Source organism: Jatrophihabitans sp. YIM 134969 (assembly GCF_054456675.1).
In genome coordinates this window covers 14,126-41,121 of sequence record NZ_JBTJEQ010000025.1, presented here as the reverse complement: position 1 = coordinate 41,121, position 26,996 = coordinate 14,126, and the positions used below count along the sequence as shown (strand labels likewise).

The window sequence follows — 26,996 nt, the reverse complement described above, 5'->3', positions numbered from 1 at the left end:
CTACGCTGGTGGGTGCGATGTCCGAAGCCCGTCCTGCCGCCGACCGGCGTCGCCGACCCCGGCGGCCGAACCGGCCCGCTCCCGACACCGCCGGTGCCACCCGGCGCCGGGAGGCCCGGCTCGCCGCGCGACCCGCCGTCCTGACCTTCCCGCCCGAGCTGCCGGTCTCGGCGCGGCGGGAGGAGATCGCCGCCGCGATCCGGGACCACCAGGTCGTGGTCGTGGCGGGGGAGACCGGATCGGGCAAGACCACCCAGCTGCCCAAGATCTGCCTCGAACTCGGACGCGGTGTCGACGGCGTCATCGGCCACACCCAGCCGCGGCGCATCGCCGCCCGGACCGTCGCCGAACGCATCGCGTCCGAACTCGGCACGCCGCTCGGCGAGACGGTCGGTTACGCGGTGCGGTTCACCGACCGGGTGAGCGACTCCACCTCGGTGAAGGTCATGACCGACGGCATCCTGCTGGCCGAGATCGCGCGCGACCGCGACCTGCGCCGGTACGACACCCTCATCATCGACGAGGCCCACGAACGCAGCCTCACCATCGACTTCCTGCTCGGGTACCTCGTGCGCCTGCTGCCGCGCCGGCCCGACCTGAAGGTCGTCATCACCTCGGCCACGATCGACCCGCAGCGGTTCTCGGCGCACTTCGGCGGCAGCCGAGGTGTGAACGGTGGTGTCACCCGAGATGTGAACGGTGGCGGGAGCCGAGATGTGAACGGTGCGGACGCGGCGGGGGTGGGCGCACCGATCGTCGAGGTGTCGGGCCGGACCTTCCCGGTCGAGGTGCGCTACCGCCCGCTGGAGTACGTGGCCGACGCCGACGAGGTCGGCGACGACCCGACCGACGCCCGCGAACCCCGCGACCAGACCGAGGGGGTCATCGCCGCGGTCCGTGAGCTCACGGCGGAGGGTCCGGGCGACATCCTGGTGTTCCTGTCCGGGGAGCGGGAGATCCGCGACACCGCCGACGCCCTCGAGGCGCTCGACCTGCGTGACACCGACGTGCTGCCGCTCTACGCGCGGTTGTCGACCGCCGAACAGCACAAGGTGTTCGCGCCGCACACCCGGCGCCACGTCGTCCTGGCCACCAACGTGGCCGAGACCTCGATCACCGTGCCGGGCGTGCACTACGTGGTCGATCCCGGTACGGCCCGGATCTCCCGGTACAGCAACCGCACCAAGGTGCAACGGTTGCCGGTCGAGCCGATCAGTCAGGCCTCGGCCAACCAGCGTTCGGGCCGGTGCGGCCGGGTGGCCGACGGCATCGCCATCCGGCTGTACTCCGAGGCCGACTTCGCGGCGCGGCCGGAGTTCACGGAACCGGAGATCCTGCGCACGAACCTCGCCGCGGTCGTGCTGCAGATGGCGGCGCTCCGGCTCGGCGACATCGAGGCGTTCCCGTTCCTCGACCCGCCGGACCGGCGCAGCATCCGCGACGCCCACGCGCTGCTGTTCGAGCTCGGGGCGTTGCAGGACGCAACGACGGATCAGCCGGCGCTCACCGACGTCGGACGCACGATGGCGCGGCTGCCGGTCGATCCCCGCTGGGCCCGCATGATCGTCGAGGCCGACCGCCAGGGGTGTCTGCGCGAGGTCCTGGTGATCGCGGCCGCGCTGTCCATCCCCGACGTCCGTGAACGTCCGCTCGAGCAGCGCCCGCAGGCCGACCAGGCGCACGCCCGTTTCGCCGACGACGACTCCGACTTCACCACGCTGCTCAACCTCTGGCGGTACCTGCGTGAGCAGCAGCAGGCGTTGTCGGGCAACGCGTTCCGCCGGATGTGCCGCTCGGAGTTCCTGCACTACCTGCGGGTACGCGAGTGGCAGGACCTGGTCGGCCAGCTGCGGGCGGCCGCGCGGGGTGCGGGCATGCAGACCGCGGACCAGGAGGCGTCGTCCGGGGCCGTGCTCACCGCCGTCACCGCCGGTCTGCTCGGTCACGTCGGCGCCCGCCAGGGCGACACCCGTGACTTCGTCGGCGCCCGCGGCGCCCGGTTCGTCATCGCGCCCGGTTCGCGCTTGACCTCGCGCCCGCCGCGCTGGGTCGTCGCCGGCGAGTTGGTCGAGACCTCGCGGTTGTTCGCCCGCACCGTCGCGCGTGTCGACCCGGTGCTGGTCGAGAAGCTCGCCGGGCACCTGGTCACGCGCACCTACAGCGAACCGCACTGGAACGCCGAGCGCGGCAACGTGCAGGGGTACGAACGGGTGACGCTGTACGGGCTGGTGCTGGCCCCCCGCCGCCGGGTCGACTACGGCCGGATCGACCCGCCGGTCGCGCGGGAGCTGTTCATCCGGCACGCGCTGGTGCAGGGGGAGTGGCGCACCCACCACCGCTTCTGGGAACGCAACCAGGCCGTCCGGGACGAGGTCGCCGAGCTGGAGGACCGGTTGCGGCGGCGCGATCTCGCTGTCGACGACGAGGCCATCTTCGCCTTCTACGACGCCCGCGTGCCGGCCGACGTCGTGTCCGTCCGGCACTTCGACCGGTGGTGGAAGACGGCCGACCAGCACCAGCTCGACCTCACCCGCGAGCAGTTGCTCGCGGCCGAGGCCGACCTGGAGGACCGGCCGCGCGAGTGGACGGTCGGGGACGTCTCCCTGCCGTTGACCTACCGGTTCGATCCCGGCGCTCTCGACGACGGTGTCACGGTGCACGTGCCGGCCGACGTCGTCGGATCGTTGCCCTCGACAACGTTCGACTGGCAGGTTCCGGCGCTGCGCCACGACCTGGTCACCGCGCTGGTGCGTGGGCTGCCGAAGGACGTCCGCCGTCAACTCGGGCCCGCCCCGAACGTCGCGACCGCGGCACTCGCGCGCATGGACCCGGCCGACGGCCCCCTGGTCGACCAGTTGCAGCGCGCGATCCACGCCGACACCGGCGTGCTGGTGCCGCTGGCCGACTTCCGCCCGGACCGGCTGCCCCCGCACCTGCGCGTCACGGTCGTCGTGGAGCAGGCCGGTGAGGTGGTCGCCCGCGGCGACGACCTCGAGGCGCTGCAGGAGAAGACCGCTGCCCCGGTGCGGCGCGAGGTCGGTGCCGCCGTGCTCGACCGGCTCGGCCGCGGCGTGCGGACCTCGTTCGACCTCGACGAACTCCCGCGCACGGTGGAGGAACACAGCGCCGGCCACGACGTCGTGCTGTTCCCGGCGCTGACCCTGGTCGACGGCGGGGTCGGTGTGGCGGTCTGCGCCACCGCGTACGAGCAGCAGCAGGCGATGGCGGCCGCGACCCGGTGGCTGCTGCGGCAGACGCTGCCCTCGCCGGTGCGCACCGTCGTGCGCGGCCTGGATCCCCGCACCACCATGCTGCTCGGCGCCACCCCCGACGGCACGCTCACCGAGCTCGTGCAGGACGCGTGCGACTGTGCCCTCGACGAACTCGTGCGTGTGGCGGGTGGCCCGGCGTGGTCGCGGGCGGAGTTCGAGGCCCTCACCGCGCGGATCGGGGCGCACCTGGTCGCGACCACCCGTGACGCCGCTCTGAGGGCCGTCCCGCTCGTCGAAGCGGCCTGGGCGGTGCAGACCCTGGTGCGCGCCGACCGACCCGCACCGCAGCGACCCGCCGTCGAGCAGGTCCGGGCGCAGCTGATCCGACTCGTCAAGCCGCCGTTCCTCACCCGGACGGGGTACGCCCGGCTGCCCGACGTGGTGCGGTACCTGCGTGCCGCCGAACGGCGCCTGGAGGCGCTGCCCCGCGACGTCGCGCTCGACACCGCCCTGTCCGCCCGCGTGACCGCCGTCGAGGAGGCGGTGACCGCTCTCGTGGCGGCGCTGCCCCCGGCGCGCGCCGCCGCGCCGGACGTCGTCGACCTGCGGTGGCAGGTCGAGGAGTTGCGGGTCAGCCTGTTCGCGCAGTCGCTCGGCACGCCGCGTCCGGTGTCGGAGAAGCGCATCTTCCGCGCCGTCGACGCGATCGCACCCTGACCGGGTACGAAGGACGGGGGCCCGGTCGACACCGGGCCCGATCTCTGACGAGCGAGGAGCTCACGTGCCCGACGAAAGCCCGTACCAGAACGTCACCTTCCCCAGCAACGGCGGCACCGCCCACGGCTACCTGGCCCTGCCCGAGTCCGGCTCCGGCCCGGGGCTCATCGTCATCCAGGAGTGGTGGGGCCTCGACGACAGTCACAAGAAGGTCGTCGACCGGTTCGCGGGCGAGGGCTTCGTGGCGCTGGCACCCGACCTCTACGGCGGCCGGGTCGCGCACGACTCCGACGAGGCCGGGCAGATGCTGCAGTCGCTGCCCGTCGACCGGGCGGCCCAGGATCTCTCCGGCGCCGTGGACTTCCTGCTCGGGCACGAGGCCGTGACGTCCGCGAAGGTCGGCGTGGTCGGGTTCTGCATGGGTGGGGCGTTCGCCCTGCTCACCGGCGCCCAGCAAGGCGACAAGATCGGCGCGATCGTGCCGTTCTACGGTGTCGGGCCGGGCACTCCGGACAGCTACGTGGGGATCACCGCGCCCGTCCAGGGCCACTACGGCAACGAGGACCAGATGATGCCGGCGTCCGACGCCCGGGCCGTGGCGGAGCAGATCCGCTCCGAGGCGGGCGTCGACGTCGAGTTCTTCTACTACGACGCGGGCCACGCGTTCATGAACCCCGAGGACAAGATGGGCACCCACAAGCCGGAACTCGCCGAGCAGGCCTGGTCGCGCACGGTCGCCTTCCTGCGGGAGAAGCTGTCCTGAGCATCCTCGACATCCCGATCACCCTGCACGCGTCGGGGGATCTCGACGCGGACGCCGCGTGGGCGCGCTACGTCGACTACGACGCGTGGGCGGGGTGGGCGCCGCACATCGTCCGCGTCGACGCCGACACCTCGCGCATCGCGCCGGGGGCGACCGGCCGGGTCACCGGCCCGTTCGGTGTCGGCGCGGACTTCGTGGTCGAGACCGTCGACGAACTCGCCCGCACGTGGTCGTGGCGGGCCACGGTCGGACCGATCACGGTCCGGCTGTGGCACGCGGTCGACCCGCACGGGTCCGGCTCGACCACGACGCTGCGGATGCGGGGACCCGCACCGGTGGTCGTGGGGTACACGCCGCTCGCGCGGTGGGCGATCGGGCGACTGGTCCAGCCGTGACCCGGGTCGGGCTGGTCTCGGACACCCACGCGCCGCGGTACTGGAAGCGGCTGCCGCCCCGCGTCGCGGCCGCCTTCGACGGTGTCGACCTCGTCCTGCACGCAGGGGACGTCTGCGAGCCGTCGGTCCTCGACGAACTGGCGCAGCTCGCCCCGGTGCATGTTGCACACGGCAACAACGACGGCGCGGCCGTGGCGGCGTGGGGTGCCACCGAGGTCGTCGAGGTCGAGGTCGGCGGCGTCGCGGTCGCGATGGTGCACGACTCCGGACCGCGTGACGGCCGGGGGGCCCGACTGCTGCGGCGGTTCCCCGGCGCGGCGCTGGTGGTGTTCGGGCACTCGCACATCCCGTGGGACGTCACGACCGGCGCCCAGCGGGCGGTCAACCCCGGATCGCCCACCGACCGCCGCCGGCAGCCGCACGGCACGGTCGCGGTCGCCGACCTCGCCGACGGCGTCGTCCGGTCGGTGCGGTTCGTCGAGGTCAGTTGAGTGGCGTCGCCGTGGCCGGCCGGTGCCGTGGGGGTGGTGACGCTGCCCTCCGGACGCCGGGTGCGCGGCCGGGGTCTGCGTGCGGACGCGACTGACGCCGGTGGGGTCGAGCCGAGCTTCGGCCTGTACCTGCTGGGGAGACCACCACCACCCACGCCCTGGCCGCAGCGGTGGCTGCCGTGGCCGGACTTCCGGCTGCCGCGTGACCGCGCCGACGCGGTGGCGGCGTACCGGGAGGCGCTCGACCGTGCGGCGACCGAGCGGGTCGAGCTCGCGTGCGGCGGCGGCCGGGGCCGCACCGGCACGGCGCTCGCGTGTCTCGCGGTGCTCGACGGTGTGGTACCGGACCAGGCCGTGGCGTGGGTGCGGTCGCAGTACCGCCCGAACGCGGTCGAGACGCCGTGGCAACGGCGCTACGTGCAACGATTCCGCGGCTGACCCGCGCCGCGCCCGACCCCGGGCCCGGTCAGGGACTGATGGCGAAGAACAGGAAGCTCGCCACCACCAACAGGTGGGTGCCCGCCTGCATGAGCGAGGCCCGCCCCGGGATGATCGTCAACGCCGACACCACGATGGTCAGGGCGAGGATCGCGATCTGGGTGCTGCCGAGCCCCAGCAGGACCGGCCCGTCCAGGAAGATGGACGCCACGGCGATGGCCGGGATGGTCATGCCGATGCTCGCCATGGCCGAGCCCAGGGCGAGGTTCAGGCTGGTCTGCAACCGACCGCGCCGGGCCGCGCGCACCGCGGCGAGGGTCTCGGGGAGCAGGACCAGCAGCGCGATCACGATGCCCACCACGGACGGCGGGAACCCGACGGCCGCCACGCCCTTCTCGATCGACGGCGACTCGATCTTGGCCAGTCCGACCACGCCGACGAGGGAGACGGCCAGCAGCCCGACGCTGACCCAGGTGGTGCGGTTCGACGGCGGGTCGGCGTGCTCGTCGTCCTCCTCGGCCATGGTCTCCGCCGAGACGACCCTGCCCTTGTGGTCGACCGGCAGGAAGTAGTCGCGGTGCCGGACCGTCTGGGTGAACACGAACAGGGCGTAGAGCGCAGCCGACACCACCGCCGCGAAAGCCAGTTGCGCACCGGAGAACTCGGGGGAGTCGACCGAGGTCGTCAGGGTCGGCAGCACCAGGCACAACACGGTCAGAGTCGTGACGGTGGCGAGCGTCGAGCGGGGGCCGTCGGCGTTGAAGCGCACCTCGTGGGTGTTGCGCAGCGTCGCCACCAGCAGGGAGATCCCGACGATCCCGGCGCAGGTGATGATCACCGCCGAGAACACGGTGTCGCGGGCGAGGGTCTCCGCGCCCTTGCCGCCCGAGATCATCAACGTGACGATCAGGGCGACCTCGATGACCGTCACCGCGACCGCGAGCACCAGGGAGCCGAACGGTTCGCCCACCTTGTGGGCGACGACCTCGGCGTGGTGCACCGCCGCGAGCACGGCGACGCCGAGCAGCACCGCGACCACGCCCACCCAGACGCCGGGCAGCTCGCGCCCCCAGGTGAGCACGAGCGCCACGATCGCGATGACCGGGCCGAGGGTCGTCCACGACGGGACGCGGGACAGGACGGTGGAGCGGTTGTCGGGGCGGCGGCCGGAGGTCGTCGTCGTCACGTCCCCACCATGCCCGACGAACCTCAGCATCTGCTTTGTCGCGGCACAGCCACCACCGCGCCGGCTCCGGGCGACCGCTTCACCGACGGTCGGGCAGGGTCCGTTCCTCGTAGTCCAGTTCGCGCTCGAGGGTGCGCAGGCCGTCGTCGGGCAGGCGGCCACTGTCACGCCAGCGCAGCAGTTCGTCGCGCTGCGCGTCGATGACGGCCCGCCGCGCGCGTAGCGCCGCCTCGTACCCCGGCGACACCGGGAGCTCGCCGCCGCCGGCGGTCGAGAGCAGGTCGAGGCGGCCGCGGTACCGCTCGGCCCGGTGGGTGAGCTGCTGGCGCATCGCGTCGAGGGTGTCGTCGGACAGGTGCTCGTCGTGGGCGATCTCGTCGAGCCGGGACAGTGCGGCCTCGACCGCCGCCACGCGGGCCTCGTTGCGGTTGCGTGCCAGGTCGGCGGCGTTGGCGCGCACACCGAGCGCGCGCGCGAGCGGGCCGAACGTCAGGCCCTGCCCGACGAGCGTGACCAGCACGACGACGAAGGCGCAGAACAGCAGCAGGTCGCGGTCGGGGAACGCTTCGCCGTCGTCGGTGAGCAGCGGCAGCGTGAAGATCGCGGCGAGGGTGATGACCCCGCGGGTCCCGGCCCAGCTCATGACCACGACCTCCTTCCACGACAGCTGCTGGCTGCGGCGGTCGCCACCCCCCAGTCGGGTGTGGAAGCCGACCGGCAGCAGCTGCATGAGCACCAGCCAGAGCGGCCGCAGCACCAGCACCACCCCGACGCTGATGGCGATCGCGGTGACGATGGTCGAGATCCGGTACTCGCCCAGACCGCTCACCACGGCCGGCAGCTGTTGGCCGATGAGCAGGAACACGAACCCCTCGAGGACGAAGTCGACGAGCCGCCAGACCGAGGCGACCTGCAACCGACTGGCCCCGCTCGACGTGCGCGGGGCGTCGTGGCCGACGATGAGCCCGGCGACGACGACGGCGAGCACGCCGGACACGTGCAGCTCCTCGCCGAGCAGGTACGCCGCGAACGGGGTCGCGAGCGAGACCGCGTTCGCCGTGAGCGGGTCGCGGGTGACCGGGCGGATCAGCCGGACGAACAGGGCGACGACCAGCCCGACGACCAGTCCGCCGGCGGCGGCGAGCAGGAACTGCCCGGTGGCCCCGCCCAGTGAGAACCCGTCGCCGGTGGCCGCCGCCACCGCCACGGTGAGCGTGGTGAGGGCGGTGGCGTCGTTGAGCAGACCCTCGCCCTGGATGAGGGTGGTGATGCGACCGGGCAGACCGACCCGCTGGCCGACCGCGAGGGCCGCGACCGGGTCGGGCGGGGCGATGGCCGCGCCCAGGGCGACGCCCGCCGCGAGGGTCGCTCCGGCGACGAACATCGCGAAGCCGACGCCGACCAGCAGCGCGGTGGCGAGCACGAGCAGCACCGACAGGCTGATGACCGGGCGCAGGTTGCGCCGGATCGCGCCCAGTGACGCGTCGAGCGCCGCGCTGTAGAGCAACGGCGGGATGATGAGCGTGAGGACGATCTCGGGGTCGAGCTCGATGTTCGGGCCCGGCAGCAACGCGTAGACGATCCCGCAGATCGTCAGCAGCGCCGCCGCCGGGAAGCCCGTGTGCTCGGCCACCGAGTGCACCAGGACGACGACCGCCACCGCCGCGAGGACGAACAGCAGGACGGCTTCGAGGTGCACCGGGCCCATCCTTCCGGACGGGTGTGAACGACGTGGTTCAGGTCGGGGTGGAGGCGGCGGGCTCGGCCGTGACGGCCGTCTGGCCGGCGGGCCGGGCCGCGCCCTGCTCGTCGCCGTGCGCGCGCCGCTCGACCGAGCGGTTCACCAGCACGTCGGCGGCGCTCACGACCAACGCCGCCACGACGAACCCGAACGCCACGATCAGCCCGTGCTGGACGGCGTCGGGGAACTCACCCCGGGTGCTGGCGAGCCGGGCGTAGAACACCGAGCCCACCGCGGCGATGCCGATCGCCGAGCCGACCCGCTGCCCGACCTGCAGCACGCCACCGGCCGAGCCGCCCTGGGCGGGCGGGACCTGCGAGAGCGTGAGCGTCTGGTTCGGCGAGATGACCAGCCCGGAACCGAACCCGGCCAGCAGCAGCGGTCCGGCCGCGTACCAGCCCAGCAGGTGGTCGGTGCCCGCCTCGTGCACGGCGAGCCACACCCCGACGAAGCCCATGGCGACCATGACCAGCCCGGCCGCGATCACCGATCGACCCGCGCGGTCCACGATCTTGCCGCCGATGACGGCCGAGACTCCCGACCCGACCGCGAACGGCACGGTGGCGACACCGGCGAGCAGGGCCGAGTACCCGAGGCCGCCGGGCTCCGGTGACTGCAGCAAGAGGCTGAAGATGAAGAACAGCGGCACGAACCCCGCGAAGTACAGGGTGATGATGGCGGTGCCGAAGGAGTACGAACGTCGGTTGAACAGCTGCATGTCGACCATCGGCTCGTGCTGGCGACGCCGGTAGCGGAACTCCCAGAGCACGAACAGGCCGAGCAGCACCGCGGCGAGCGGCACCAACAGCCACTTGGCCGAGCCCTTCCACGTCTGCTCCTGCACGAACGGCAGCAGCAGCACCACCACGCCCGCGCCGAGCAGGACCACCCCGACGGGGTCGTAGTCGTGCTTGCGGCGGTCGCGCTGGCCCGCGGTGGCACCGGGGAGGAAGCGAGGGCCGAACGCCAGGACGGCCGCGCCGATCGGGATGTTCACGAAGAACACGTACCGCCAGCCCTCGGCGTTGCCGAAGATGGTGATGAGGACGCCGCCGAGCAGCGGGCCGATCGCCGTGGCGATGCCGACCATCGCGCCGAACAACCCGAAGGCCTTGGCGCGCTCGGGGCCCTTGAACTGCTGCTGGATGATCGCGGTGATCTGCGGCGTCAGCAGGCCACCGGCGAGGCCCTGCGCGAGGCGGGCGATCACGAGCCAGATGCCGCTCTGGGCGGCCCCGCAGAGCACGCTGGCGGCGGTGAACAGCGCGACGCCCCACAGGAAGACCGTGCGACGTCCGCGGACGTCGCCCAGCCGACCCGCGGGGACGAGCAGCAGACCGAAGGTCAACGCGTACCCCGCGAGCACCCACTGGATCTCGTCGCCACTGGGCTTGAGCGAGCTCTCACGGATCGACTGCAGCGCGACGTTCACGATCGAGACGTCGAGCAGCACCATCGCCCCGCCGACCAGGCAGACGGTGAGGGCCTTCCACCGGTTCGGGTCAGGACCGTCGTCGCCCGAGTTGTCGCCACCGCCGCCCCGACCACGGTCGTCGGGTCGCGGCGGGTCGGCGGGAGGTGCGGCCGCGACGCGTTCCGCACGGGCCGCCTCGCGGGCGGCGTCGTCGGCGGCGACGAGGTCCTCGACGTGGATCGAGCCGGTCTCGTGGCGGCCGGGTGTGTTCTCAGCCGTCGGACTCGACCTCGTCCGCCGATTCCTTGGCCGCCTCGGTCGGGTGGTCGACGCCGTCGGCGTCGCGCTCGAAGACGTCCTCCGCCTCGAGGTCGCTCGAGGTCTGCTGGGCCACCTGCTCGGTCATCTCGGTGTCGCTCACACCTTCGCCCGCCGGGCGGGTCTCACCCACGTCTGCCATGTCGACCTCCTCGTCGTGTCGTGTCTACTCCGGGCACCGACACGGATCGGCACCCCCGGCTGCCGTACCCGGCCCCGTACACGTTCAACCGGCGTGCGGTGTCCGGCGTGACCAGCGCTACGACGACGACCGGTGCAGCCGCCGGTCGAGGGTGGTCGCGGCGCTGATGAGCCCGAGGTGGGTGAGGCCCTGCGGGTAGTTGCCGAGGGCTTCGCCCGCCGGGCCGATCTGCTCGGCGAACAGGGCCAGTTCGCCGGCGTAGGTGAGGGTGCGTTCGAACGCCCGTCGGGCGTCGCCGACCCGGCCGGCACGCGCCAGGTTCTCGACGTGCCAGAACGTGCTCACGGTGAACGTGCCCTCCTCGCCGCCGACGCCGTCCAGGTGCGAGGCGTCCCGGTCCTGCTCGCGGGTCTGGTAGCGGTAGATCAGCCCGTCGGTGCCGAGACGCTCGGCGATGACGTCCATCGTCGAGGCCACCCGGGGATCGTTGCCGGACGCGAAGCGGAGCATGGGGATCAGCAGCGCCGACGAGTCGAGGTCGCTGCTGCCGGCGCGCTGGACGTACGCACCGGTCTCCTCGTCCCAGCCGTGCTCCTGCACCCACCGGTACGCACGGTCGGCGAGGTCGCGCCACCGGTCGTGCTCCCCGGGGAGACCCCGGCGCCGGGCCAGGCGCCCCGCGCGTTCGAAGGCGACCCAGACCAGCACCTTGCTCGAGACGAACTGCTGCCGTTCGCCACGGACCTCCCAGATGCCGGCGTCGGGTTCCTCCCAGTGCTCGGCGAGCCAGTCCAGCTGGACGGTCAGCGCCTCCCACAACCGCCACGAGATCGGGTCGACCCGGTCGTAGAGGTAGAGCGCGTCCATGACCTCGCCCAGGACGTCGAGCTGCACCTGGCCGTACGCGTTGTTGCCGACGCGCACGGGCGTGCTGCCGGCGAACCCCGCGAGGTGGTCGAGCTCGACCTCCTCCGGCGGCGGGGAACCGTCGAGCCGGTAGACCGGGTGCAGACCCGCGCCGTCGACGATGTCCTGGCACCGCTGCACCAACCACAACGCGAAGGCCCGGCACTCGTCGACGAAGCCGATGCGCAGCATGGCGAACATGACGAACGCGGCGTCGCGCAGCCAGACGTAGCGGTAGTCCCAGTTGCGGTCGGCGCCCGGCCACTCCGGGAGGCTGAACGTCGGGCTCGCGACGATGCCACCCGTCGGTGCATGCTGCAACAGTTTCAGGCAGAGGGCGCTGCGGTGGACGGCGTCGCGCCACCGGCCGTCGTAGGTGCAGGTGTCGAGCCAGTCCTGCCAGTAGCGGGTGGTGACGTCGAGCCAGCGGTCGGCCTCGGCGAGACACTCCGACGCGGTGGTGCCGTCGCCCCAGTGCAGGACCATCGTGGCCGTCTCGTCCTCGCCGAGTTCGAGGTCCGCGACGGCGGCCGATCCACGCCGGTCGCGGTCCTCGACGCGGAACCGGCCACTGACGTGGGCGGTGAGCGTCCCGTGCTCGCCGGCGTCGAACTCCACCGTGGCGTCGTCGTCGCGGACCGTGGTCCGGTGGTCGGCACGGGCGTAGTCGAACCCGGGCCACAACGTGAGCCGCACCTTGCGGGCACCGTGCAACGCCCGGACCCGCCGGACGACGACACCCTCGCGGCCGTCGGCGAGGTGCATCGGCAGCATGAAGTCGGTGATCTCGACGATCGCGCCGCCGCCCTGCAGGCGGGTCACCAGGATGTTCGTGCCGGGCAGGTAGGCCTGTCGGTGCCGGATGGTCGGCGTGGGGCCGTCGTCGGTCTCGACGTCGCACCGCAGCGACCCGCCGACGTCGGGGTCGAGCAACGCGGCGAACACGCTGGGGGAGTCGTGGTCCGGCAGGCACAGGTGGTCGACCGTGCCCGCCGCGGACACCAGCGCCGTCGTCCGGGTGTCGCCGATCAGGCCGTGGCGGTCGAGGGCGCGGTCGGGGTCCCAGCCGGTGTCGCGGTCGGCGGTGTGTTCCACGTCCAGACCCTGCCCAGGTCGTCCGGCGCGCAACCGCGGTCGTGGGTACACCGACAGTGAGACGCCGCCGGTCCACGGCCGCGGGAGGGAAGTGCGCGATGGTCGTCCTGGGTCTGGTCCTGCTGCTCGCCGCGGCGGTGGCGGGGGTGGTCGTAGTCTACGAGAACAGCGGCGGTGACCACACCACCACCTTCGCGGCGTTCGGCGGCGAGTGGAACGTCGACGTGTACTGGGTCGCGGTCATCGGCGCTGTCATCGCGATCGTCGCGCTGCTCGGGATCGCGCTGATCCGCAGCGGCAGCCGCCGGGGGATCCGGCGTCGACAGGAGCGCAAGGAGCTCGAACGGGAGAACGCGCTGCTGGCCGAACGCGCCCGGCGTACCGGGTCCGAGGAGCGCGACGACTCCGCCGCGCCCGCGAGCGGTCGCTACGTCGACGCACCACCCGCCTACGGCGACACCCCTCCGGCCTACGGCGAGCAGCCGCGACGCACCCCCTGAGCCGTCCGGGTACTCAGCTGGTCAGACTGGCCGGGTGACGGGCGGCGGGACGTGAGCGACGCGGGCGTCGGGACCCTCACCCGCCGCACGCAGGGCGTCGGTATCGCCCTCGTCGGAGCCGGCGCCGTCTCGGTGCAGTTCGGCGGCGCGGTCGCGGTCACGCTGTTCGACCGGGTCGGGGCCGCCGGTGCGGTCACGTTGCGCCTGGTGATCGCGTCTGTCCTGCTGCTGCTCGGGACCGCGGTGGCCCGGTTGGTCGTCAGGAGCCACCGCGGCACGTTCTCCGGGCGTACCCGCCGGGAGTGGGCGACGGTGCTGGCGTTCGGGGTCGCCCTGGCCGCCATGAACCTGTCGTTCTACGAGTCGATCGCCCGGATCCCGCTGGGGCCGGCGGTGTCGATCGAGATGCTCGGCCCGTTGACGCTCGCCGCGGTGTCGTCGCGGCGGTGGCTCGACGGACTGTGGATCGTCGTCGCGCTCGGGGGTGTGGTGACGCTGGGACTCGGGGAGTCCCACGACGCCGCGTCGTCGCTCAACGTGTCGGGGGTCGCGTTCGCCGCCCTGGCCGGGGCGTGCTGGGCGGTCTACATCGTGCTCTCGGCGCGCACCGCGGCCATCTTCCCGCGCACCGACGGGTTGACCGTGGCCATGCTGGTCGCGGCCGTCCTCGTCCTGCCCGCCGGGCTCGCGGGTGTGGGTGCCGACGCCCTGCTGGCGTGGCCCGCCCTGTGGCGCGGTGCGGCCATCGCGCTGCTGTCGTCGGGGGTGCCGTACTCCCTGGACCTGTTCGCGCTGCGACGGATCACCCCCGCCACCTTCGGTGTGCTCATGAGCCTCGAACCCGCGATCGCGTCGGTGGCCGGGTTGGTCGTCATCGGCCAGGTGCTGACGCCGGTGCAGTGGGTCGGGCTCGTCCTCGTGGTGGCGGCGTGCGCTGGGGTCACGGTCTTCTCGAACAGGAGGACCGGTGCTCCGCGGCGGGCGTCAGCCGACCGGCGTGACCCCCTCGACGACCCCGCCACCGTCGAGGCGGTCTGACGCCTCCGGCGCGGGTCGCGCGGCGGCGGCCGTACGGTGCCGCCGCCACACCCGCCGGGTGGAACGCACGAGCAGGACGGCCAGCGCGAGCAGGACGGCCGCGACGATCCCGTCGGCCCAGTAGTGGTTGGCCGTCACGACGATGACCAGCACCGTGACGACCGGGTGCAGCCAGACCAGCACCCGCCACCGTGAGGTGGACGCCCACTGGACGGCGAGCGCGACCAGCAGCGCCCAGGCGACGTGGACCGACGGCATGGCCGAGAGCTGGTCGGCCCCGAAGTCGACGCCGCCGAGCGTGCGGACGTCGTCACTGGTGAGCGAGCCGTAGACCGACTGTCCGTAGAGCGCCGGGGTGTCGACGAAGCCGGCGCCGGGCAGCAGGCGGGGTGGGGCGACGGCGAGGAACTGGATGGCGAGGCACGCCGCGGTGACGACCACCAGCACCGACCGCACCGGCGGGTACCTCCGGCGGTGCCGGATGAACAGCCACGCGAGCAGCAGCCCCATGACGGTGAAGTGGGCCACGGCGTAGTAGAGGTTCGCGGCCTGGACCAGCCACGGGTGGGGGAGCACCGCACGCTGCAGGGCCAGTTCGCTGGGCAGGTGCAGGTCGTCCTGCCAGCGCAGCAGCGTCTCACCGCGGGCGACGGCGGTGCCGAGCCGTGCGTGCCCGAAGCTCGCGAGCCACTGCCACACCGCGTAGAGCACGGCGACGACGCCCGCCTCGAAGAGGTACGGCGCAGCGGCCCGGGAGCGGGGGTGGCGGGTCCCGACGGCGTGCAGCGCGAGGCCCGCGACCGCGAGGCCCGCGGCGAGGACGGCCGACTGCGGGCCGGTCAGGTTGAGGTTTGTCATCGTTGGTCGAGAGTCTCGCACTGCCCCTCGAAACTGTCGGTGCGTGCGGACAGACTCTCGGGCATGAGCGAACAACCCCCCACCGCACCGTCCTCCACCCCCTCCGAGTCGACCCCCTCCGAGTCGACCCCCTCCGGGTCGACCTCGTCCGCGGCCGTCCCGGTACCCGGCTCCGACCGGCGGCCCGTCCCCCGTGCCGTCACCTCCGGTGGGGTGCCGGCGTCGACCACCGTGCCGGTCACCGTGGTGCTGCGTCGGCGCGAGCCGCTCGATCCGGCGTCGCTGCCCGCGCCGATCGGCCGGGCGGAACTCGGCGAACGGTTCGGCGCGTCCGCAGCCGACGTCGAGGCCGTCCGGTCCTGGGCGGCCGCGTCGGGGCTCACGGTCGAGTCGGCCGATCCCGGCTCGCGGCGGGTCCGGCTCTCCGGGCCGGTGGAGACCGTGGCGCGGGAGTTCGGCACCGACCTGCAGGAGGCGGAGGCCGACGGCGTGCGCTTCCGGCAGCGCACCGGTGGGCTCTCGGTGCCCGAGGAACTCGCGGGTGTCGTGGTCGCCGTGCTCGGACTCGACGACCGGCCGCAGGCCCGCTCCCGGGCCATCGTCGTGCTGCCGCGGGCCGCCGCGGCGGTCAGCTACACCCCGGTCGACCTCGCCCGGGTCTACGCCATGCCCGAGGCCGACGGCACCGGCCAGCGGATCGCGATCATCGAGCTCGGGGGCGGCTACACCGACGCCGAGCTCGACACCTACTTCGCCGGCCTCGGCGTCGGGCGCCCGACCGTCACCGCGGTGGGGGTCGACGGCGCCTCGAACGCGCCCGAGAACGACCCGAGCGGCGCCGACGGCGAGGTGCTGCTCGACATCGAGGTGGCGGGCGGGCTCGCCCCGGGCGCCGAGATCGTCGTGTACTTCGCCCCCAACACCGATGCCGGGTTCCTCGACGCCGTGAGCGAGGCGGCCCACGCCGACCCGGCGCCGACCGCCGTGTCGATCAGCTGGGGTCAGGCGGAGGACGCTTGGACCGTCCAGGCCCGCACCGCGATGGACGAGGCGTTCGCCGACGCTGCGGCCCTCGGGGTGACCGTCACCTGCGCCGCCGGTGACGACGGCAGCTCCGACCGGGTGTCCGACGGGAGGGCCCACGTCGACTTCCCGGCCTCGAGCCCCCACGCCCTGGCCTGCGGCGGGACCCGGCTCAACGCCGACCCCGCCACCGGCGAGGTGCGTTCGGAGACCGTGTGGGGCGGGGTGTCCGGCAACGGCGCCACCGGCGGTGGCGTGAGCACCGGGTTCCCGCTCCCCGACTGGCAGGCGGGAGCGGGCGTGCCCACCCAGGTCGACACCGGGGCGGGGGGTCGGGGCGTGCCCGACGTCGCGGCCACGGCCGACCCGCAGACCGGCTACGAGGTGCTGGTCGACGGCACCGAGGCCGTCATCGGCGGCACCAGCGCCGTGGCGCCGCTGTGGGCGGCCCTCGTCTGCCGCCTCGCCCAACTGCTGGGGCGCCCCCTCGGGCTTGCCCACCCGCTGCTGTACCGCGGGGGTGGTGAGGGAGCCGTGCCCGAGGGGTTCCGCGACGTCACCGAGGGCAGCAACGGCGACTACTCCGCCGGCCCGGGGTGGGACGCCTGCACCGGCCTCGGGGTCCCCGACGGTGAGGCGCTGCTCGCCGCGCTGCGGGGGGCCGGAGGCTCAGGCGGGCAGTGAGCGGGGGCCGGCGAGCACGGCGTCCGGAGCGACCGCGCGGATCCGCTCGCGCAGTTCCCGGTCGGCGGTGACGACCAGCAGCTGGTCGTCGGTCGCGGCGAGCCGCTCCGCCTCGGCCGCGACCGTGTCGTCACCGCTGCCGGGGGCGTCGACCACCGTGACCAGCGCGTCGGCCCAGCCGGTGGCGGTGGGTGCCGCGGCGCCACGGGCCGCGCCCTCGAGCACCAGGCGCAGCCGTGGGGTGAGGGCGTCCAGGGGTCCGGCGTCCAGGCCCGCGGGCAGGTCCGCGGCCGGCCAGCCGCGCGTCACGCCGGCCGTGAGGTCGGCGCGCCACCGGGTCGCGGCACCGGCGCGGTCGCGCCACCAGCCGTCGGGCCGGGAGCCCATGACGTTCGCGACGTCCACGAGCACGGTGAGCGGTCGGGGGCGGACCCGGAGGACACCCCACGACGCCGCGAACCCGGCGTGCAGTGCCAGGTCGTCGATCTTGTCGTCGGGCCACCAGCGGATCTCGGTGCTCTCGTCGTTGCGGGCCCGCGGTTCGGGTCGCGCTCCGACGGTGGTCGCGACCACCGTGGTGTAGGTCCAGCCGTCGTGGTCGACGACCGACCAGCCGACCGGCCGCACGTCGGACGCCGCGAGGCCGGCCTCCTCGGCCGACTCCCGCAACGCCGCGGTGACCGCGTCCTCGCCGTCGTCGCGCGCGCCGCCGGTGACGCTCCAGGTGCCGCCCTCGTGGGTCCAGGGCGCGCGGTGCTGCAGCAGGGTGTGGCCCGCGCCGTCGTCGAGCAGCAGCCCCGCGGCGCCGAGTCGGCCCCAGTGGGTGTGGCCGTCCGCGCACACGACGAAGCCGTTGCCGGTTCCGGGGCGGCGGCGCACGGGTCTCACCTCGACGGGTCGTGACGGGTCTGGGGGTTGTGACGGGTCTGGAGGTCGTGACGGGTCTGGGGGCCGTGGCGGGTCGCGGTCGGCCGGAGCCGCCCGCGGGACGGTGCACGGCGGGATGACGGGGATGTGGACACCGGCCCGCCAGGTCGCCTCTCGGCGGAAGGCCGCTCGTGGCGGCAGTTGTGGGACCGGGGGCCATGATGCGGACCGGCGTCCGGTGACGACGCTACGCGCGGGGGTGCCGGTGGTCGCGCCGTACCCTGGGGTCCGGGAGCGACGCCGGCCGGCGTGGCCCGGAACCAGGCGGGAGGGCACGCGATCAGCGGCGACGACGCGACCGGAGGCGACCCGACCGGAGCCCCGCGGCCCTTCCACCGTCCGGGCCGCTACGCCGACCTGACCGCGCACCTGGACGGCCTGCACGAGGACCACGCCGCGGACCACCGGGCCGAGATCGCCGCTTCGACCGCCGCGGTCGTCATCGCCCAGGGCCGCGCCCGGGAGTCCGGGGCGGAGCCCGAGGACTTCGTCGCGCTCGCCGACCGTGTCGGCCTCGACACCCTCACCTCGCTCTGGCGCGACGCCGGTCCCGGCACGCTGCCCGGTGCGTTGTGGGTGCTCTACGTCGTGCGGCAGTGGTGCCGGTCCGACACCCCGGGCGTCGTGCGGCTGTGGCGGGCGGGCGAGCCGCTCGCGCCGGCCGAGGTCGTGGTGGCCGGGGTCGGTGCCGACGCCGGCGAGGACGAGGTCGTCGCCTTCGCCGACGCCGCGCTCCGCGGGGTGTACGACGGCGAGGTCGACGTCGCTCTGGAGCGGGTGGCCTCGTTCCTGCGGGTGGTGGCCATGGGTCGCCGGTGGTTCGCCGACGCCAGTGGCGCCGACCCGGTCGACGTCGTGGCGGGCCCGGCCCTCGGTCGTGACGGTGTCGGCCTCGACGACGCCGCCGACCGCAACGACCACGCCGCCGCGGACCTCGCGCTGGCCGCCGACCGGTGGCGCGCCGGCACCCTGCGCTGACCCCTGCGCTGACCCCTGGGCTGACCCCTGGGCTGACCCCTGGGCTGACGGCCTATAGCACGAACGGTCGGGTCGTCGCCGCCGTCGTCCACAGGACGGCGTGTCGTCCACAGCGACGCGACGACCGCCCCGCCGCGTCGTCGGACGCGGTCGGATACCCGGCATGCGCCCGTCTCCGCGCCGGCTGGACCCGGCCTCGAAACCCCTCGCCCGCGTCACCGGCCTCGGCGACCTCGCGGCCGTCCTGCCGTACCTGATCGGCTTCACGCCGCGCGAGAGCGTCACGTGCATCGCGATGACCGGTGCCGGTGCGGGGCGTTCGAGCCGGCGGGTCGGGTTGACCGCCCGCGTCGACCTGCCGGACGTGCTCGCCGACTCGGGTCCGCTCCTGCTGGCGTCGGTCTTCGACGGTGTCGCGCGCACCGCGGCGACCGGCGTGATCGTCATGGTGTCGAGCGCCGAGGCGGTCGACCCGGTCGTCGTCGACCGACTGCAGGACGCGGCGGACCGGGTCGGCGTCGACCTGCTCGACGTCGGCTGGGACCGCGGCGAGGTCTGTGTCTCGCTGCTCTGCGACGACCCGAGGTGCTGCCCGCCGGGCGGGTTCGTCGTGGACCGGGCGTCGCCCGCGGCGGTGAGCGCGACGTTCGCCGGCGTGAGCGTGCTGCCCGACCGGGAGGCCGTCGAGGCCGAGTTCGCGGTCGGCGCGCCCGACCCGGCGCTCGGCCCGCTCATCGAGGCGTGCGAAGCGGCCGCCGTGCGAGCGATCGTCGAGGGCGACGGGGGCGCCCGCACCACCGAGGGGGCCGTCCGCGTGGTCGCGCTCGCCCGGGAGTACGACACCCGACCGCCCGGGCCCGCCCCGGCGCTCGCCGACCCCGTGGTGGCGAGGTGCCTCGCCGACCTCGCCGACACGGGCGTCCGGGATGCCGTGTGGCTCGCGGTCGACGCCGGGGAGGTGCACGGCCAGGGCCTCTGGCTCGAACTCGCCCGGCGCGCGCCCGCGCCGTACGACGCGACGCCGATGTTCCTGCTGGGGTGGCGCAGTTGGCGCCACGGCGACGGCGTGCGCGCGGTGCTGGCGGCCGAGCGGGCGGCGGCGACGCCCGGGGGTTACTCGGCCGCCCGGCTGCTGCTCGACGCGATCAATGCGTGCGTGGACCCGCGCACCGTGCCGCCGTTGTCGGCGTGACCCGGTGGCGGTGCGAGGCCGGCCGGTCGGCTCAGATGGCCGGGGCGTACGGCGCGACCGGCGCCGGCAGTTCGGACTCGCCCGAGAGGGCCCGGTCGACCGCGGCCGCGCACGCGCGGCCCTCGGCGATCGCCCAGACGACCAGGCTGGCCCCGCGGCTCGCGTCGCCGCAGGCGTAGACCCCCGGCGCGCTGGTCTGCCACTCGGCATCGACCTGCGCGACCCCGCGGCCGGGCAGTTCGGTGACGTCGAGCGCGGCGAGCAGGTCGGGCACGTCGGTGCCGACGAACCCGGCCGCCAGCAGGACGAGCTCGGCGGGCAGTTCGTGACGGGAGTCCGGCACCGGACGGAACTCGCGACCCAGCGCCGTGCGCACGATCTCGACCTCCTCGACCACGACGGCCCGGACACCGCCGTCCGCGTCGGTGGCGAACTCGACGACCTCACGGGCCCAGGCCTCGTGGACGCCCTCGTCGTGGGCGGGGGAGACGCCGCGGCTGGAGCGGGCGGCGGGCCAGGCGGGGTTGACCAGGTCGTGGTTGCGGACCGGCACCGGGTTGTGGTCGACGAGCGTCACCGAGAGCGCACCCTGCCGGTTGGCGGTGCCGAGGCAGTCCGCGGCGGTGTCGCCCCCGCCGATGACCACGACGTGCTTGCCGGCGGCGCTGATCGGCGGGCGGGGGTAGTCGCCCGCCTGCACGCGGTTGCCCATCGGCAGGTACTCCATCGCCTGGTGCACGCCCGGAGCGTCGTGACCGGGCACCGTGAGCGCCCGCTGCCGCAGCGCACCGACCGCGAGGACCACGGCGTCGTAACGCTCCCGCAGCACGGCCACGTCCTCCGGGCCGACGTCGGTGCTGACCCGGAACGTGGTGCCCTCGGCCGTCATCTGGGCGATGCGGCGGTCGATGGTGTCCTTCGGCATCTTGAAGTCCGGGATGCCGTACCGCAGGAGCCCGCCGATGCGGTCGTCACGCTCGAACACCGTGACGTCGTGTCCGACGCGGGTCAGCTGCTGGGCCGCGGCGAGGCCCGCGGGGCCGGAACCCACCACGGCCACGCTGCGCCCGGTGCGGGCGGCCGGGGGCTGCGGCTCCAGACCGCCGTCGTCCGCGGCCCGCTCGACCACGGCGCGCTCGACCTGCTTGATGGTGACCGGGTCGGTGTTGAGGGCGAGCACGCACGCGGCCTCGCACGGCGCGGGGCAGACCCAGCCGGTGAACTCCGGGAAGTTGTTGGTGGCGTGCAGACGCTGGCTCGCGGCCGTCCAGTCGTCCTCGGCCACCAGCTCGTTCCACTCGGGGATGAGGTTGCCGAGCGGACACGCGGCGTGGCAGAACGCCACCCCGCAGTCCATGCAGCGCGAGGCCTGCTCGCGCACCTGACCCGACGGCGAGGACGCGTAGATCGGCAGGAAGTCGCGGACCCGTTCCTCGGTCGGCCGCTTGGGCATGTCGACCCGGGCGAGCTTGAGGAAGCCCTGCGCGTCATGGGCCACGGGGCCGCCTCCATTCGGTCACGTCCCGACCCCGGTCGGCCGCAGGGCAGCCGGGGGTCGGGCACGGTGGTCGTGCGGGTGGGGTGCACTGCGTCCGGGCGGGTGGCCCGGGCACGTCGGGGCGAGGCGGCGGTGACTCGTCGGGCGATGGTAGCGGCGTGGCGCCGCGGGCCGGGCGGGGTTCAGACGGCGGCGGTCGGGGCGGTGACCGACCGCACGAAGATGTGCTCGCTGACCCGGGGGCCGAGGTCGATGGTGTCCTCGCCGTGGGTGACGCAGAGGCTCTTGCCGTGCACCTCGAGCGTGACCCGCTCGCCGGGCAGGACGCCGGCGCGGCGCAGGTCGCGCATGAGGTCCTCGTCGTTCTGGATCTGCTCGCTGATCCGGGCGACCTGCACGGCGGTGCCGGCCGCGGAGCGCTCGGCGGCGTCACGCATGGTCTGCAGCGGGGCGGCGTCGTCGTCGGAGCCGGTGCCGAAGGGCAGGCCGAGGTCGTCGAGGCCGGGGATCGGGTTGCCGTGCGGGCAGACGAGCGGCTTGTCCAGCAACGCGAGGATGCGACGCTCGACCGCGTCGGACATCACGTGCTCCCAGCGGCACGCCTCGACGTGGACCAGCGACCAGTCCAGGCCGATCACGTCGGCGAGCAGACGCTCGGCGAGGCGGTGCTTGCGCATGACCGCGACCGCGTGGCGGCGGCCCTCCTCGGTGAGTTCGAGGTGCCGGTCACCCGCGACGTTCACCAGGCCGTCGCGCTCCATGCGGGCCACGGTCTGGCTCACGGTCGGACCGCTCTGGCCGAGACGCTCGGCGATGCGCGCACGCAGGGGCGTGACGCCTTCTTCCTCCAGCTCGTACACCGTCCGCAGGTACATCTCGGTGGTGTCGATGAGGTCGCTGTGATGACCCACGGGTCCATCCTCCCATTGCCGGGGTGTCCGCGGGGCGCGCGTTCACCCCCAGTGGATGACGCGGCCGCGGACAGACGACACCGCCGCCGCCCGGGACCGGGCGACGGCGGTGGTGGTGCTGGTCGGGACGAGCGGTCTACTCGAGGTAGTCGCGCAGGACCTGGGCGCGTGACGGGTGGCGCAGCTTCGCCATCGTCTCGCGCTCGATCTGACGGATCCGCTCGCGGGAGAGCTTGAACGTGCGGCCGATGTCGTCGAGGGTGCGGGGCTGACCGTCGTCGAGGCCGAAGCGCATGCGCACGACCGCGGCCTCCCGCGACTCCAGCGTGCCGAGCACCGAGCGCAGCTGCTCCTTCATGAGCCCGAACTCGACCGACTCCGCCGCGGCGGGCGCGGACTCGTCGGCGATGAAGTCGCCCAGGGCGGCGTCGTCGTCGGTGCCGACGGTCTGGTCGAGGCTCACCAGGTCGCGCGACAGGTCGATGAGCTCGCGGACGCGCTCCTCGGTGACGTCGAGCTGCTCGCCGAGTTCGGCGTCGGTGGCCTCGCGGCCGAGCTCCTGGTTGAGCTCACGCCGGATGCGCTGCAGCTTGTTGACCTGCTCCACGAGGTGGACGGGGAGGCGGATCGTGCGCGACTGGTCGGCCATCGCCCGGCTGATCGCCTGCCGGATCCACCAGGTGGCGTAGGTCGAGAACTTGAAGCCCTTGGTGTAGTCGAACTTCTCGACCGCGCGGATCAGACCGAGGTTGCCCTCCTGGATCAGGTCCAGGAACGGCATGCCGTGGCCGGTGTAGCGCTTGGCCAGCGAGACGACCAGGCGCAGGTTCGCGCGCAGCAGGTGGTCCTTGGCGCGCTCACCGTCGACCATCACGGCCCGCATCTCGCGCTTGCGGCTCGGGGTCATCTTGTCCGAGGCGAGCGGCGTGGGCTCGTCGGTCTCCAGCGTGCCGCCCGCGAGGATGTGGGCGGCGTACAGCCCGGCCTCGATGCGCTTCGCGAGCTCGACCTCGTCGACCGCGGTCAGCAGCGGGACCTTGCCGATCTCGTTGAGGTACACGCGGACCAGGTCGGCCGAGACCGCCGCCTCGTCGAGGTCGGCGAGCGTGGCCACGGGGCGGTCGCCCGCCGGGCGGTCGTTCTCGTCGACCACGTGGGTCGAGCCGGTGGTCTCGCTGTCGGCGACCTCGACCTCGTTCTCGACGTCGACCGGGGCGGCGCTCGAGGCGGCACCCGTGACGTCGGTGGTGGTCTCCTCGGTGACCGTCATCGCGCCGGTCGACTTCGCCGGAGCGCGGCGCACGCCGGGCCGGGTGGCCTTCGTGGTCGCGGTCGGCTTGCCGGAGCGGCCGGTGCGGGTCGTGGTGCCCGTGGCCGTCCGCGTGCGCGCGACGTGCGGCGCGGTGCCGCTCGTGCTCGTGCTGGTGGTGCTGCTCGTCTTCGTCGTCACAGTGGGTGTGGACCCCGTCTCTGGTTTCGTCGCCCTCGTACCGGTTCGGGCGCCGGCCCCTGACGGAGCCGTCACCCTCGATCACGTCGTGTACGTCCTCCACGGTTCCAAGGGCGTACGCGGTTCACTCACCTCAACGTTTCCGGGCGCTTGTTGTTCCGCGACCCCCGCCGAGACGTGCCTCGCGGCACCCCGTTCTCAGTCGGCGGCCAGCCCGGGTCGCGACGTCGGTGGAACGTCCAGCACCAGGGTCACCGGGCCGTCGTTGACCGATGACACCGCCATGTCGGCGCCGAAACGCCCCTTCTGCACCGTGATACCCAGTTCCACCAGGGTCTCGACCACGGTCTCGACGAGCGGTGCGGCGACCGGCCCGGGTGCGGCCGCGGACCAGCTCGGACGCCTGCCACGGCGGGTGTCGGCCAGCAGTGTGAACTGGCTCACCACCAGCGCCTCGGGGTGGTCGACGTCGGTCAGGGCGCGTTCGTCCCGCAGGATCCGGAGCCCGGCGATCTTGTGGGCGAGGGCGGCAGCGGTGGCCGGTGTGTCGTCGTGGCTGACGCCGACCAGGACCAGCAGCCCCGGTCCGATCGCCCCGACCACCTCGCCGTCGACCTCGACCGCCGCCGAGGTCACCCGTGTCACCACCGCCCGCATGGCCCGAGCCTCCCGCACGACCGGAGCCTCGAGCACGACGGGAGCCTCCCGCACGACCGGAGCCTCGAGCACGACGGGAGCCTCCCGCACGACCGGACGTCAGGCGCGCGGCGGTTCGAGCAGGCCGCGGGCCACCAGGTCCCGGACCACCGGCAGCGCCCGGGCGACGAACGCGTCCGGGGCGCCGACGTCGTCGCGGGTCGCGGTCACCAGGTCGAGCAGCAGACCGAGCGGGCGGGTGCCGTCACAGGCACCGACGACCTGGGTGGTGGCGTCGTCGGCCTCGACCTCCCACCCCAGGCCGTCGGTCTGGCGCAACGCGGACGCGCCGGGGACCCACCCCTCCGGGCCGGGCGTCGAGGCCCGGACCAGGAGCAGGTCGGGACCGGGGCGCAGCGGGGTGGCGAGCAGCGTGCGGTCGTCGCGGCCGGGGCCGGCGAGCCAGACCGCCCGCTCGAACCAGTCCGCGACGGCCTCGCCCAGCGGTGGCTGCAGGGGCTGCACGACGTCCTCGGCCACCACGACCCGGGGGTGGTGCTCACCGTCGGCGGGCCGGCGCAGGTGCACGGCCCCGAACCCCACGGCCACCGCGCCGAGGGCCTGCAGCCCGTCGACCCAGGCGTCGTAGCGCCCGGCGTAGCCAGGGACGTGCGGGCCGTCGCCCGCATCACGCAGCCACAGCGCCGCGTACTGACCGAGGTCGGCGATCTCGCGTTGCCACACCCAGGCGTCGACGCCGTCCGGGACCCAGCCCGCCACCCGTTCGGTCCAGTCCTGCTCGCCGGTCACCAGCCAGTTGGCGAGCAGTTGGGCGACGCCGCCGGGGGACAGCACGGCCCCGGTGCCCGCGACCAGGCGGGCGCAGAGGGTGTCGCCGGCGAGTCCGCCGTCGCGGTAGGTGAACCGGCCGTCCGACGGCGTCGGGCCGGGTGTGATGACGAACGGCGGGTTGGCGACCACCTGGTCGAACCGCTCGCCCGCGACAGGATCGAGCAGCGAGCCGCGGCGCAGGTCGAGGTCGCGTCCCGGATGCGAGAGCCCCCAGGTGGTCGCGGCGCACCGCAGCGCCCGTTCGCTGACGTCGCTGGCGACGATCCGTTCCGCGTGGGTCGCGAGGTGCAGGGCCTGGACGCCGGAGCCCGTGCCGACGTCGAGGGCGCGGTCGACCGGTCGGCGCACGACGGTGTCGGCGAGCGACATCGCGGCAGGCCCCACGCCGAGGACGTGGTCGGTCCGTAGGACGCCGCGCCGCACGTCGCCGCCGAGGTCGGAGACGATCCACCACGGGCCGTCGCCGGCGTCGGTGGCGTGCGGCCGCACGTCCATCGCAGCGCGGACCGCTCCGCCCGACGCCTCCAGCAGACCCGCCTCGGTGAGCGCCTCGACCGGCACTTCCCCGAACGCCGCGGCCGCCGCGTCCGCCGGGACGTCGTCGCCCACGAGGAACACCCGGCACAGGTCGGCGAGGGGGCCGCGGTGCGCCCGCAGCACCCGCCGGACCCCGGCGAGGTCGGCCCGGGCCAGCGCCGCCTCGCCCGCGGGCCCCAGCAGGTCGGTGACGCCGTCGACGGTGTACGCGGCGTCGACCAGGGCGGTCCGCAACCGGTCCAGGTCGGTGGCGGGCAGCAGGGCGGTGACCGGGGCGGGGGTCACGTCGTCGCCAGGACGTCGCTGAGCAACCAGGCCGCGAGGGCCTGACCGGTGGCCTGGGGCGCGCTGAGGTTGAGGTCGTGACCGGCGGGCAGGTCGACCCGTGTCGCCCGCGGCAGCGCCGCGACCAGACCCGCAGGGGTGGCCGGGGGGATGACGTGGTCGTCGCGGCCCGCCACCACCAGTGCGGGCACCTGCACGCGGGGCAGCGCGTCCACGATCTGCGGCAGCTCCCGCAGCAACGCCCGCTGTTCGACGACGAAGCTACGCCACACCGGTCGCAGCCGGTTCGCCCACGCGGTCGAGCGGGCGTACGGGGCGTCGGCGGGGTCGATGCGTTCGCGGACCTTGCGGCGCAGGTAGCGACGCCAGACGCCGGCGCCGGGTCCGAGCGCCACCCACGACATCGGCTCGCCGAGTCCCGGCACCTCGAACAGCCGGTCGGTCGCCACCAGGCAGTCGGGTCCGACCGAGGCCAGCAGGGCGATCCCCACCACGCGGGGGTCGGCCGCGGCGGCGAGCACCGCGATCCCGCCGCCCCAGCTGTGTCCGACCAGCACGACCCGCTCCGCCCCGGACCGGTCGAGCTCGCCCCGCAGCCAGGCGACGTTCCCGGCGTAGTCGGTGGCGGGGGAGCGGTGGTGGCCGTAGCCCGGCCGGTCGGGCACCCGGACCTCGGGCGGTGCGACGCCCGCGGCGGCGACGGCCTCGAGCAGGTACCGACGTGTCGCCCACCAGGTGGCCGAGGTGTCGGGCTGCCCGTGCAGCACCCACACCGTCGGAGGGGCGGCGGCGCCCGCCGCGGTCACCGG

Annotated in this window: 23 protein-coding genes; 10 read left to right on the top strand and 13 right to left on the bottom strand. The window is 74.2% G+C overall.

Features of this window, described 5'->3' with window-relative positions; genetic code table 11:
• The first annotated feature begins 17 nt into the window (after positions 1-17).
• The 5 genes from hrpA (at position 18) to ACXR2U_RS14205 (ending at position 6,016) form a co-directional block, all read left to right on the top strand.
• Positions 18-3,929, top strand: a complete 3,912-nt coding sequence (gene hrpA / locus ACXR2U_RS14225; RefSeq protein WP_458825712.1) for an ATP-dependent RNA helicase HrpA — start codon at positions 18-20, stop codon at positions 3,927-3,929.
• 64 nt (positions 3,930-3,993) lie between these two features.
• On the top strand, positions 3,994-4,692 hold the full coding sequence (locus ACXR2U_RS14220; protein WP_458825711.1) for a dienelactone hydrolase family protein: 699 nt from the start codon (positions 3,994-3,996) through the stop codon (positions 4,690-4,692).
• On the top strand, positions 4,650-5,087 hold the full coding sequence (locus ACXR2U_RS14215; RefSeq protein WP_458825748.1) for an SRPBCC family protein: 438 nt from the start codon (positions 4,650-4,652) through the stop codon (positions 5,085-5,087). Before ACXR2U_RS14220 ends, ACXR2U_RS14215 begins: the two co-directional genes overlap by 43 nt.
• Positions 5,084-5,578, top strand: coding sequence for a metallophosphoesterase family protein (locus tag ACXR2U_RS14210; protein ID WP_458825710.1), 495 nt, complete (start codon positions 5,084-5,086; stop codon positions 5,576-5,578). Before ACXR2U_RS14215 ends, ACXR2U_RS14210 begins: the two co-directional genes overlap by 4 nt.
• Positions 5,579-6,016 (top strand): protein-tyrosine phosphatase family protein, encoded by a 438-nt coding sequence (locus ACXR2U_RS14205; RefSeq protein WP_458825709.1) that lies wholly within the window; start codon positions 5,579-5,581, stop codon positions 6,014-6,016.
• A 28-nt stretch (positions 6,017-6,044) separates the two neighbouring features.
• Here ACXR2U_RS14205 and ACXR2U_RS14200 read toward each other — a convergent pair whose 3' ends face one another.
• The 5 genes from ACXR2U_RS14200 to ACXR2U_RS14180 all read right to left on the bottom strand — a co-directional run bounded on the left by ACXR2U_RS14200 (position 6,045) and on the right by ACXR2U_RS14180 (position 12,818).
• Positions 6,045-7,202, bottom strand: a complete 1,158-nt coding sequence (locus ACXR2U_RS14200; protein WP_458825708.1) for a calcium:cation antiporter — start codon at positions 7,200-7,202, stop codon at positions 6,045-6,047.
• Positions 7,203-7,281: 79 nt separating this feature from the next.
• Positions 7,282-8,910 (bottom strand): Na+/H+ antiporter, encoded by a 1,629-nt coding sequence (locus ACXR2U_RS14195; protein WP_458825706.1) that lies wholly within the window; start codon positions 8,908-8,910, stop codon positions 7,282-7,284.
• Between the two features lie 28 nt (positions 8,911-8,938).
• Positions 8,939-10,399: an MFS transporter gene (locus ACXR2U_RS14190; RefSeq protein WP_458825705.1), complete on the bottom strand. Its 1,461-nt coding sequence runs from the start codon at positions 10,397-10,399 to the stop codon at positions 8,939-8,941.
• A gap of 229 nt (positions 10,400-10,628) precedes the next feature.
• Entirely contained in the window at positions 10,629-10,817 is a 189-nt protein-coding gene (locus ACXR2U_RS14185; RefSeq protein WP_458825704.1) for a hypothetical protein, read from the bottom strand.
• Positions 10,818-10,934: 117 nt separating this feature from the next.
• Positions 10,935-12,818 (bottom strand): glycoside hydrolase family 15 protein, encoded by a 1,884-nt coding sequence (locus ACXR2U_RS14180; protein WP_458825703.1) that lies wholly within the window; start codon positions 12,816-12,818, stop codon positions 10,935-10,937.
• Positions 12,819-12,916: 98 nt separating this feature from the next.
• Here ACXR2U_RS14180 and ACXR2U_RS14175 point away from each other — a divergent pair, with 98 nt between their 5' ends.
• Both ACXR2U_RS14175 and ACXR2U_RS14170 read left to right on the top strand, forming a co-directional pair.
• Positions 12,917-13,318 carry a hypothetical protein gene (locus tag ACXR2U_RS14175; RefSeq protein WP_458825702.1) on the top strand — a complete coding sequence of 134 codons (402 nt, stop codon included), beginning with the start codon at positions 12,917-12,919 and terminating at the stop codon, positions 13,316-13,318.
• A 51-nt stretch (positions 13,319-13,369) separates the two neighbouring features.
• Positions 13,370-14,356: an EamA family transporter gene (locus ACXR2U_RS14170; protein ID WP_458825701.1), complete on the top strand. Its 987-nt coding sequence runs from the start codon at positions 13,370-13,372 to the stop codon at positions 14,354-14,356.
• On the opposite strand, the gene ACXR2U_RS14165 is transcribed toward ACXR2U_RS14170, so the two are convergent.
• Entirely contained in the window at positions 14,303-15,214 is a 912-nt protein-coding gene (locus ACXR2U_RS14165) for a phosphatase PAP2 family protein (RefSeq protein WP_458825700.1), read from the bottom strand. The genes ACXR2U_RS14170 and ACXR2U_RS14165 overlap by 54 nt on opposite strands.
• A 63-nt stretch (positions 15,215-15,277) precedes the next feature.
• Between ACXR2U_RS14165 and ACXR2U_RS14160 the strand changes: the two genes are divergently transcribed.
• On the top strand, positions 15,278-16,921 hold the full coding sequence (locus tag ACXR2U_RS14160) for a S53 family peptidase (protein ID WP_458825699.1): 1,644 nt from the start codon (positions 15,278-15,280) through the stop codon (positions 16,919-16,921).
• Here ACXR2U_RS14160 and ACXR2U_RS14155 read toward each other — a convergent pair.
• The gene (locus tag ACXR2U_RS14155; protein WP_458825697.1) at positions 16,907-17,800 is read right to left on the bottom strand and encodes an NUDIX domain-containing protein; all 894 of its coding nucleotides are present in this window, start codon (positions 17,798-17,800) and stop codon (positions 16,907-16,909) included. The genes ACXR2U_RS14160 and ACXR2U_RS14155 overlap by 15 nt on opposite strands.
• 297 nt (positions 17,801-18,097) lie before the next feature.
• Between ACXR2U_RS14155 and ACXR2U_RS14150 the strand changes: the two genes are divergently transcribed.
• Both ACXR2U_RS14150 and ACXR2U_RS14145 read left to right on the top strand, forming a co-directional pair.
• Positions 18,098-18,826, top strand: a complete 729-nt coding sequence (locus ACXR2U_RS14150) for a hypothetical protein (protein ID WP_458825696.1) — start codon at positions 18,098-18,100, stop codon at positions 18,824-18,826.
• Positions 18,827-18,989: 163 nt separating this feature from the next.
• Positions 18,990-20,018 (top strand): DUF4192 domain-containing protein, encoded by a 1,029-nt coding sequence (locus ACXR2U_RS14145; protein WP_458825695.1) that lies wholly within the window; start codon positions 18,990-18,992, stop codon positions 20,016-20,018.
• Positions 20,019-20,049: 31 nt separating this feature from the next.
• Here ACXR2U_RS14145 and ACXR2U_RS14140 read toward each other — a convergent pair whose 3' ends face one another.
• The 6 genes from ACXR2U_RS14140 to ACXR2U_RS14115 form a co-directional block, all read right to left on the bottom strand.
• Positions 20,050-21,516, bottom strand: a complete 1,467-nt coding sequence (locus ACXR2U_RS14140; RefSeq protein WP_458825694.1) for a glutamate synthase subunit beta — start codon at positions 21,514-21,516, stop codon at positions 20,050-20,052.
• A gap of 182 nt (positions 21,517-21,698) precedes the next feature.
• The gene (locus ACXR2U_RS14135) at positions 21,699-22,391 is read right to left on the bottom strand and encodes a metal-dependent transcriptional regulator (protein ID WP_458825747.1); all 693 of its coding nucleotides are present in this window, start codon (positions 22,389-22,391) and stop codon (positions 21,699-21,701) included.
• Between the two features lie 172 nt (positions 22,392-22,563).
• Positions 22,564-23,877, bottom strand: a complete 1,314-nt coding sequence (sigB, locus tag ACXR2U_RS14130; protein WP_458825693.1) for an RNA polymerase sigma factor SigB — start codon at positions 23,875-23,877, stop codon at positions 22,564-22,566.
• A gap of 198 nt (positions 23,878-24,075) precedes the next feature.
• Positions 24,076-24,534, bottom strand: a complete 459-nt coding sequence (gene dtd / locus ACXR2U_RS14125) for a D-aminoacyl-tRNA deacylase (protein ID WP_458825746.1) — start codon at positions 24,532-24,534, stop codon at positions 24,076-24,078.
• Between the two features lie 99 nt (positions 24,535-24,633).
• Positions 24,634-26,187, bottom strand: a complete 1,554-nt coding sequence (locus ACXR2U_RS14120) for a DUF7782 domain-containing protein (RefSeq protein WP_458825692.1) — start codon at positions 26,185-26,187, stop codon at positions 24,634-24,636.
• A complete protein-coding gene (locus ACXR2U_RS14115) occupies positions 26,184-26,993 on the bottom strand; it encodes an alpha/beta fold hydrolase (protein WP_458825691.1) in 810 nt (269 codons plus the stop codon). Before ACXR2U_RS14115 ends, ACXR2U_RS14120 begins: the two co-directional genes overlap by 4 nt.
• Between the last annotated feature and the right edge of the window lie 3 nt (positions 26,994-26,996).

What these genes read in the sequence shown, in the direction of transcription:
- ACXR2U_RS14160 (WP_458825699.1), top strand. Translation starts at nt 15,278, where the DNA reads ATGAGCGAACAACCCCCCACCGCACCGTCCTCCACCCCCTCCGAGTCG.
- ACXR2U_RS14185 (WP_458825704.1), bottom strand. Translation starts at nt 10,817, where the DNA reads ATGGCAGACGTGGGTGAGACCCGCCCGGCGGGCGAAGGTGTGAGCGAC.
- ACXR2U_RS14190 (WP_458825705.1), bottom strand. Translation starts at nt 10,399, where the DNA reads ATGGTGCTGCTCGACGTCTCGATCGTGAACGTCGCGCTGCAGTCGATC.
- ACXR2U_RS14175 (WP_458825702.1), top strand. Translation starts at nt 12,917, where the DNA reads ATGGTCGTCCTGGGTCTGGTCCTGCTGCTCGCCGCGGCGGTGGCGGGG.
- ACXR2U_RS14195 (WP_458825706.1), bottom strand. Translation starts at nt 8,910, where the DNA reads ATGGGCCCGGTGCACCTCGAAGCCGTCCTGCTGTTCGTCCTCGCGGCG.
- ACXR2U_RS14165 (WP_458825700.1), bottom strand. Translation starts at nt 15,214, where the DNA reads ATGACAAACCTCAACCTGACCGGCCCGCAGTCGGCCGTCCTCGCCGCG.
- ACXR2U_RS14135 (WP_458825747.1), bottom strand. Translation starts at nt 22,391, where the DNA reads ATGTACCTGCGGACGGTGTACGAGCTGGAGGAAGAAGGCGTCACGCCC.
- hrpA (WP_458825712.1), top strand. Translation starts at nt 18, where the DNA reads ATGTCCGAAGCCCGTCCTGCCGCCGACCGGCGTCGCCGACCCCGGCGG.
- ACXR2U_RS14145 (WP_458825695.1), top strand. Translation starts at nt 18,990, where the DNA reads ATGCGCCCGTCTCCGCGCCGGCTGGACCCGGCCTCGAAACCCCTCGCC.
- dtd (WP_458825746.1), bottom strand. Translation starts at nt 24,534, where the DNA reads ATGCGGGCGGTGGTGACACGGGTGACCTCGGCGGCGGTCGAGGTCGAC.